This is a genomic window from Vibrio sp. RW, from assembly GCF_027587105.1.
GTDB lineage: Bacteria > Pseudomonadota > Gammaproteobacteria > Enterobacterales > Vibrionaceae > Vibrio > Vibrio toranzoniae.
Map to the genome: position 1 here is coordinate 280280 of NZ_JAPPTM010000004.1, position 8255 is coordinate 288534.

An 8255-nucleotide genomic window follows, 5' to 3' on the forward strand; every position below is an offset into this window, starting at 1 on the left:
GTGGGGCTTTTTACTATCTGAATTACAGGAATAATACCGATGAAAAATACTAAAATATTGACCGTTGGGGGTGTTGAGTTCACCTCTCGCACTGCTGCTGCGCGTCACTATGGCTTAAACCCAAAATTGATTAATGAGCGCGTTACCAAGTTCGGCTGGACACTAGAGCAAGCCCTTGAACTTGAGGCTCGCCCTACGACACCGTACCGTAAGAAAGTGGTTATTGACGGTACTGAGTACCCAAGTATGCGTCAGGCTGCTAAAGAGCTTGGTGTGGCGCAAAGTACACTGATGAATCGCATAAAGTCAGGCATATCTGTAAAGGAAGCGTTGTCTACTGCGTATACCGAGCGTGAGAAGTTAAAAGGTCAATCTAAGCCGATGTTCTACCAAGGTAAGCTCTATCCATCTGCGCGTCATTTGTTGCTAGCCAATCCTGAACTGGTTGCTGGTGATGATTTGGGTAAGGCTGTTACTTCACTGAATGACAAGGCTCGTCGGGCGAAGAACAAAGGCGATATTGAGAACCTATCGATTGATGAGATTTCGGTCAAGTATGGTTTGCCGAAGATTCGGTTTGTTAATGAGTTTGACGGATGGGTTGAGATGTTAAGAGAGGAGGAGATGAGTAGTTTTTTGTATGAGGTGAGATGATTTACTCAAGGGAGTGTTATTTATGTAACAGCTCCCTTTTATCGGTTACCTAGATACCTTTGAGTAGCTCTTTTCGAGCTTGATACAAGTACGAGCACATAGACCAAATAGTAAGAATCGTCGCGATTGTAAAAGTTACATAGGCTGTATATAGAAGTATACCATTAGGTTGAATTAGAAAGAGGAGGATAGCTAGCATTTGAGCTGCTGTTTTTACTTTTCCTAACCAAGACACGGCAACGGTATCTCGTTTACCTGCTTCTGCCATCCATTCTCTTAGGGCTGAAATTATGATCTCTCGACCGATCATGAGCGCTGCCGGAATGGTTACCCAAGCTGAATTATAGTATTCAACTATTAAAATCAAAGCAGTAGCTACTAATACCTTATCGGCTACAGGGTCGATAAATGCACCGAATGCTGATGACTGGTTGAGCTTTCTTGCCAGATAACCATCAAGTAAGTCTGTGAAGCCTGCTATAAAAAACACAGAGCCTGTAAGCACTGCACTATGTTCTATGGGCAAGTAGAACAGAATAACCATAACAGGAATAAGTATAAGCCTGAAAAGGGATAATGCATTAGGGAGGTTCATATTCATGTATAGGTGTTGTTCTTTGACGAGTGATTAGAGTATGTACGATGATACAATAATGAACCTAAGACCAACAGCTTTTCGGCTATATGGTCTTTTTTAAAAAAAACTTGTTAAGGGCTTTAAATTACATGCCAACATAGCGATAATCGTGTGATTAGTGTTATTTTTACTGTATAAGAATACAGTTAGGGTGTTTGTGTGAATGTAGTAGATTTGTTTTGTGGTTGTGGTGGACTATCACTTGGTTTTGAGCAGGCTGGGTTCGATGTTCTGTTAGGTATTGATCATGACAAAGCAGCTCTAGATACATTTAAAGCTAACCACAATGGCTCTGAAATCATACATGGTGATATTCAAACAATCGCAACCAATGATATTAGAGATATCATTGGTGGGAAAACAGTTGATGTAGTAATTGGTGGACCTCCATGTCAAGGGTTGTCATTGTCAGGCCCTAGGAAGTTTGAGGATCCAAGGAATCAACTTTTTTTGTCATTTGTTCGAGTTGTTAAAGACTTAAAACCTAAACATTTCGTTTTAGAGAACGTTCCGGGGATTATTAGTCTATTTAAGGGCGAAGTTAAAAACCAGATTATTAAAGAGTTTAGTGATCTTGGGTACGATGTCGATTACAAGGTTTTAAATAGCGCTAACTTTGGCGTCCCACAAATAAGGAAAAGGGCGATATTTATTGGTACTTTAAAGGGGGAACAGCAAGTTTCATTTCCTAGTCCTTTGATTAAAAATGAAAAAGACTTCATTACATGTCAGCAGGCAGTGTCTGATTTACATGGTTTGGACGATGATCTCATGCCTGAATCTTTTGAGTATGCATCTTCACCTCTTAGTGATTACCAAAAACTAATGCGAAGTGGCGCTCCGATTAAGCTTCACAACCATTTAATAACTAAACATCAGGAGAAGGTTAAGTCCACAATTGCGCTAGTGCCTGAAGGTGGTAACTATAAGGACTTACCGGAAGACTTTGTATCTACTCGCAAATTCAATGTGGCGTGGACACGTTACCACAGCCAGAAACCTGCTAGCACTATAGATACAGGACATAGACACCATTTCCACTATAAGTACAATCGAGTTCCGACTGTTAGAGAGAACGCTCGTTTTCAGTCGTTTCCAGATTCATTTGTATTTTTAGGCAATAAAACAGAGCAATATCGTCAAGTAGGAAATGCTGTACCTCCTCTATTGGGTAAAGTATTAGCAGAGGTATTGAAAAGATGATAGTTCAGAATGTTTACAAAACTAAAGAAGTGAATTTGCTGCCACTTCATATGGTTAGGCCTAGGTTTAAAAATAATATAGAAAATGTTTTGTTTTACATGGCTAAAGAGATTACATCTTTCTCTGGTGCGATTGATAATGAAGTTCTAGACGGTATGATTTCAAGCTTTCCTGGTAATAGCCATTTATCAGAGAAAACGTTAGCTAATTGGCGGACTGAGATTAGTGCTCTTTTTGGGCTTATGCAATATGAAGATGGATTTGGATATTACGCTAGCTCTATTTCTAAGAGATTGTCTGAAAAAGAAGATTTAATCGAATTTTTTAAGAATTTTTCAATGAAAATTCAATTCCCTAATGGGATTTTGAAGTCTCATGTAAATAAAAAGTTAATTGAACATAAGGTAGACTTTGCGCCTTTATCTTTCCTTGTTGAATTGTTAACTCTGCTCAAAGAAAAAGAAATTAGTGAATCTTATATAACGAGAGATGAATTAACTTATGTGGTCTTTGATGACTTAAGGTTTACAACGGGTGTACTTGGTCCTAATGATGCTAAAGACATAATATTAGTTAACAGAAAGAAGTCTATAATTTATGAAACGCATGCATTCGTAAAAGGTGTTACAAAAGAAGGCAGAGGTGATCAAACGAGAACTGCTTTAGACTTCCTAGATTATTTAGTACTTGCTAATGTTGTTGAAAAAAAATCATCGAAATATTTTTTAAATGAGATCGAGTCTGACTTTATTGAATATGCATGTAAAGAAAATGGCAACTTTGATGAATTTGAGCCTTTCTATAATAAAAAATTTACAGTCGGTCAGTTGAATAGTATTAAAAACTCTTGGTTTGACTATGTTAATGCGTTGGATTTTTCAAAAAGTGCTACGAGTGTAGGTAAATTCATTCAAACTAAAGTGGAAGACGAGGTTGTGTCTATTATTTTGGCTGATGGCACAACGGATAAGATGACTACAAAAGAAATTGGTGATTTAGGTGAGTCTTTAGTTATCTCTCATGAGAAGAATAAACTTGAGAGTCTAGGGCTTGGTCATAATAAACATCTTGTTCAATTCATACCTACCCATCTTGGTGCTGGATATGATGTAAAATCCATGGACGAAATGGATAACCAAATATTCATCGAAGTTAAAACTACGTTGAGTAATCATCCTTTAACACAGAGTCGAATTTCATTGACAAAAAACGAATGGAATGCAGCATATACTAACAAAGATAATTATTATATCTATCGACTGATTATTACTAATGAGACTAGAAAGTTACTTGTAATGAATAACCCAGTGGGGTTAGTACAACAAGAAAAAATTAAACTTTCGGCTCCTAAAGGTGTAGAACTTATATTTAAGCCAGATATGTTGAAAGAGGTTGAATTACTAGCATGAATAAACTAAAGGTCTGCTCTGTATTTAGTGGCTGTGGTGGTATGGATCTTGGCGCTCTTGGTGGTTTTAATTATCAAGGAAAACACTATGAAAGCAACAATGTAGAAGTGGTTTTTTCTTCTGATATCGACTCATATGCTGTTGATATTTACAATGATAACTTTGAGCATAAAAGTATTTTAGGTGATATTAGAGAGTTAAAAGACAATATTCCTAAGCATGATATTTTAATCGGGGGATTTCCTTGTCAGTCATTCTCTGTTGTAGCTCAAAACCCCCCTCGTTTAGGGTATAAAAATGATAATGGTAAATTATTTTTCGAAATGGTTGATATCATTACAGCTCATAAGCCAAAAGTATTTATTGCTGAAAATGTAAAAGGTTTGCTTTCGGCTAATAAGAAGCAAGCCTTTCCATTGGTTATGCAGTCATTTAAAGATGCTGGCTATCACTGTAAATATATGGTTCTTAATTCTTCTAATTATGGTGTTCCTCAAAAAAGAGAGCGTGTATTTATTGTAGGTTTCTTAAACTCGAATGACTGTGAAGAGTTTGAGTTTCCTGAAAAGATAGATTCACAAATCATTTTAAAAGATGTATTAGAAGATGAGAGTAAAGTAGAAGATAAATTCTTCTTTTCTCAAAAAGCAATAGATGGGATGCTTAAAAAGAGAGAAACAATGAATAAAGGTCGTATACAAGATCCTTTAGGTCATTGTAATACTATTAGTGCTCATCTATCGAAAGCAAGTTTAAATAGTGTCGATCCAGTGTTATGTATTGATGGTCGCTATAGAAGGTTTACTCCCAGAGAAGCTGCAAGTATTCAGTCATTTCCAGAAAGTTTTAAATATAATGTATCTAATACTAGAGCATATAAAGCAATAGGAAATGCCGTTCCTCCAGTCATGATGTGGCATGTTATGTCAAGTGTTATTAAAGTTATTGGAACTGTTGTCAAAACAAAAGCAGCTTAGGGTATTAAATAAGGTAGTCCCCTTTAGTCACAAATTATTTGATAGTTTTGTGACAATTTAAGGATAAGGGGACTACTTTTCTATCTATTCTTTATTCTTCTTTTAATATTCTAGACCTGAAAACTAAGCCTGATTTTTTTGAGGTTAATTTTTTATTTTCTTCTTTAGTTTTGGTTTTCATTAAATCGGAATCCTCTGGTAGTTTCTGGCCAGTATAGGCGTGAAGGAAAGCTTCACATAGTAACTCACTATTAGTTGCGTGACGTAGGTTTTTTATTTGCCTTCTAGTGCGTTCATCAGTAAGTATTTTTAACACTTCTGTAGGTATGGATACTGTGATTTTTTTAACTTGTGTTTTACCCTTCTCACTTTCAGCATATGGGTGAATATATTCATTATCCAGCTCTTTCATTTTTTTTCTCGTCAATTATTTTTTAACCTTTTCAATGTCTGCGTGGAGTTAGAAAAGATTACTCAGATTGTTCCATGGTTGGAGTATACAAACTAAATCTAAGAAAACTAAACCATGCTCTCTTTTTCGACAATAACTTTAGCACGTGGACTGATTCTGAGCTTAAGCTGTGCAAATTAGATCCAAAACAATCCTATTTCATGGTCTTTAATATCCAACAAGATCCTAGTAAATACAGATGGTTAAAAGGCTTCGGGAGGGATTCAAAATCCGTTGCCTTCGGGCGTGGCGGTTCAAGTCCGCCTACCGGTACCATATTTAAATGATAAAGCCTCGACTTCTGTCGGGGCTTTGTTGTATTTCCATGATGGAAAGCTTACCGTTCCATTCACGGTAGAAGCGCTTTTCAATCAGTTAGATCTTGCTGTTTCATTCTGAACTTGTACTGTTTTCCTTCGTAATTCCATTTCTTAAAAAATTAATTATCTTAAATCAGAATGTTACCTGTCATTCTTTCTTCTATTGTCTATGTTTAAATAAATAACAAAGGAGAGATATATGCTGACAGTAACCCCTTACTTGTTTTTTGATGGCCGTTGTAATGAAGCATTGTGTTTTTATCATAAGTGTTTTGGTGGTGTGGTTTTATCGAAGCAACTTTTTAGTGATGCGCCACAGGTAGTTGAGGGGGCTCAACCTGATTGGGTGATGCATGCTGAGTTTGAAGCGTTTGGTATGAAGCTCATGATGTCTGATGGTGTTAAGGCAAGAGAACTCGAAGGGAATAACCTTGCACTCTCTCTTGTTACTGAAGACACCACGACTCAAGAGCAAATCTTTGAAAATCTTAAGCAGGGTGGGCGTGTGATGACTCCACTAGCGGATACTTTTTGGGGATCTCGGTTTGGTAAGGTTGAAGATAAGTTTGGTATACGTTGGATGATACATTGCGATTCTTTAAATTAAACCTCTGAAATTGGATAGTGAAATTACTGCTTGGTTTTATTAGAATTATACGTAGAGATTATTAATCAATACTATATAAAAATGGGCAGCATAAAGATTACCGTAGATCGCATTCAGCCCGGTCTACATATACGACTCCCAGTAAAATGGAATGAACACCCATTTCTACTCAACAGCTTTAAAATCAAAGATGACGCCCAAGTAAAAGTCATTCGACATCTTGGGATTAAGCATGTCTATATAAACCCGAACCAAAGCGACACATCTCCCTTACCTGTTAACCACGTGAGTGAGCAAGTCCTTGATACTGATTTACAGGTAAGTCTTGAAACGGAAAGAATGTGGAAAGATAAACATGAGCGTATTGAAACTCTAAGTTCTTACCGCCGCAGAGTAAGCCATTGTGAGAAAGAGTTCGAACGTTCGCTTGCTCGTATGCGTTCAATTATGACCAAGATTCGTAATCGTCCTTTAGATGCGGTAGGGGAGATAAAGGCTCTTGTTGACGATATTGTCGAAACACTCGTGAGTGATGATAACGTCACCCTGCATCTTATGAATGCTAAAGTGGACTTTGATGATCTCTACTTTCATACATTGAATGTTTCTGTTGTTGCATTAATGATAGGTAAGGCTAAAGGGTTCGATACTCAACAATTGAAAGCTCTCTCCTTTGCTGCGTTATTTCACGATATAGGTAAAATAAAAATACCGACGGCTATCTTAAGAAAACAGACTGCGTTGACGGTACCGGAAGAAAACTATTTAAAGCTTCATACTAAATACGGTGTGGATATAGTAGCGGGGATTGATGATTTTCCTGACAGTGCGAAGAAGGTAATCGGTCAGCACCATGAAATGAATGATGGTTCAGGTTACCCAGAAGGGTTAACGGAAGGGGAGATTGATGAATTCGCTAAAATAGTCGCAGTGGCTAATGCCTTCGACAACCTTTGTCATGGTAGAGGGCAACCTCAACAGAAGATTCCTTACCTAGCACTGTCTCATTTGTATAAGAATTGCAAACATCTATATAGTCAGGACAATTTGAGCCTGTTAGTCAAGTTTATGGGAGTGTATCCACCGGGTACAGTGGTGCAGCTTTCAAATGAATCAATTGGGATTGTGATTTCTGTTAATGCCAAACACATGCTTTATCCGAATGTACTGATCTATGATCCTAGCGTTCCAAGAACCCAAGCCCCGATCATTGACCTCTTTACTAAAGAGATAAAAATTGTCAATGCCGTTCATCCAAGCAAGTTACCGGAACAAGTTAGAGAATATCTAAACCCAAGGGCTCGTTTATCCTACTTTTTTGATAATGGTGAGTAGTTACCCACAGGGTGTTGTGGGTAACTTGTTCGAAACTTGGGTTAAAAGTGGTATAAATAAGCCCTTGATTGAAATGTCTTCACTTAACCTATTTTTTTAATAAAAAACGCATTTTATGCTTGCCAATAAGAACTGCATCTCTATAATGCCGCCTCACTGACACGGTAGATGCCACAAGGCTTCAGCGAAGAATGTTAGTAAGGCAACTAGCTTTAAGCGATGACTCGCTTCTACTTTTAAAAAGTGGAAATTGATTCCAAATAAGTGTTTGACACTGAGAATTAAATAGCTAGAATGGCCGCCTCTTCCGAAGTGATGTAAATCACAACGAAGAGAAGCTCTTTAACAATTTAAACCTATCAATCTGTGTGGGCACTCGTTGATGAATATCAAAACGTTATTACTTAGGTAATGACAGTTACTTCGGTAACAACTTGATTTCAATGAACTGAGTGACCAATACGTTTAACTATTTGTAGTTATTCGGCACAGTCAATTCATTACCATTCTGTTGGAATGGTAATAGCTTTAAAATTACACTCTTTATTTATAAAGAATAGTTTTGAAGTCAGTATTCGTTGAGTCACATCTATTAATTTAGGTAATCAAAATCTTAAATTGAAGAGTTTGATCATGGCTCAGATTGAACGCTGGCGGCAGGC

At 37.2% G+C, this 8255-nt stretch carries 7 protein-coding genes and 1 pseudogene; 6 read left to right on the forward strand and 2 right to left on the reverse strand.

What is annotated here, in order from left to right; translation table 11 throughout:
* Positions 1-39: 39 nt before the first annotated feature.
* Positions 40-654 (forward strand): hypothetical protein, encoded by a 615-nt coding sequence (locus tag OCT63_RS05805; RefSeq protein ID WP_269983350.1) that lies wholly within the window; start codon positions 40-42, stop codon positions 652-654.
* Between the two features lie 49 nt (positions 655-703).
* Here the strand turns inward: OCT63_RS05805 and pgsA are convergent, their stop codons facing one another.
* Positions 704-1255 carry a CDP-diacylglycerol--glycerol-3-phosphate 3-phosphatidyltransferase gene (gene pgsA, locus OCT63_RS05810; protein WP_269983351.1) on the reverse strand — a complete coding sequence of 184 codons (552 nt, stop codon included), beginning with the start codon at positions 1253-1255 and terminating at the stop codon, positions 704-706.
* Between the two features lie 195 nt (positions 1256-1450).
* Between pgsA and OCT63_RS05815 the strand changes: the two genes are divergently transcribed.
* From OCT63_RS05815 to dcm, 3 genes are read left to right on the forward strand one after another with little or no spacing between them, the layout of a single operon-like run.
* Positions 1451-2494 carry a DNA cytosine methyltransferase gene (locus OCT63_RS05815; protein WP_269983352.1) on the forward strand — a complete coding sequence of 348 codons (1044 nt, stop codon included), beginning with the start codon at positions 1451-1453 and terminating at the stop codon, positions 2492-2494.
* Positions 2491-3903, forward strand: a complete 1413-nt coding sequence (locus OCT63_RS05820) for a protein NO VEIN domain-containing protein (protein ID WP_269983353.1) — start codon at positions 2491-2493, stop codon at positions 3901-3903. Before OCT63_RS05815 ends, OCT63_RS05820 begins: the two co-directional genes overlap by 4 nt.
* On the forward strand, positions 3900-4880 hold the full coding sequence (gene dcm, locus OCT63_RS05825; RefSeq protein ID WP_269983354.1) for a DNA (cytosine-5-)-methyltransferase: 981 nt from the start codon (positions 3900-3902) through the stop codon (positions 4878-4880). Before OCT63_RS05820 ends, dcm begins: the two co-directional genes overlap by 4 nt.
* Before the next feature lie 160 nt (positions 4881-5040).
* On the opposite strand, the pseudogene metJ reads toward dcm, so the two are convergent.
* Positions 5041-5292: pseudogene (gene metJ / locus OCT63_RS05830) on the reverse strand (met regulon transcriptional regulator MetJ); the annotation flags it as partial.
* Between the two features lie 558 nt (positions 5293-5850).
* Here metJ and OCT63_RS05835 point away from each other — a divergent pair.
* Both OCT63_RS05835 and OCT63_RS05840 read left to right on the forward strand, forming a co-directional pair.
* A complete protein-coding gene (locus tag OCT63_RS05835) occupies positions 5851-6258 on the forward strand; it encodes a VOC family protein (protein WP_060468662.1) in 408 nt (135 codons plus the stop codon).
* Positions 6259-6339: 81 nt separating this feature from the next.
* On the forward strand, positions 6340-7593 hold the full coding sequence (locus OCT63_RS05840) for an HD-GYP domain-containing protein (RefSeq protein WP_060468807.1): 1254 nt from the start codon (positions 6340-6342) through the stop codon (positions 7591-7593).
* Positions 7594-8255: the final 662 nt, after the last annotated feature.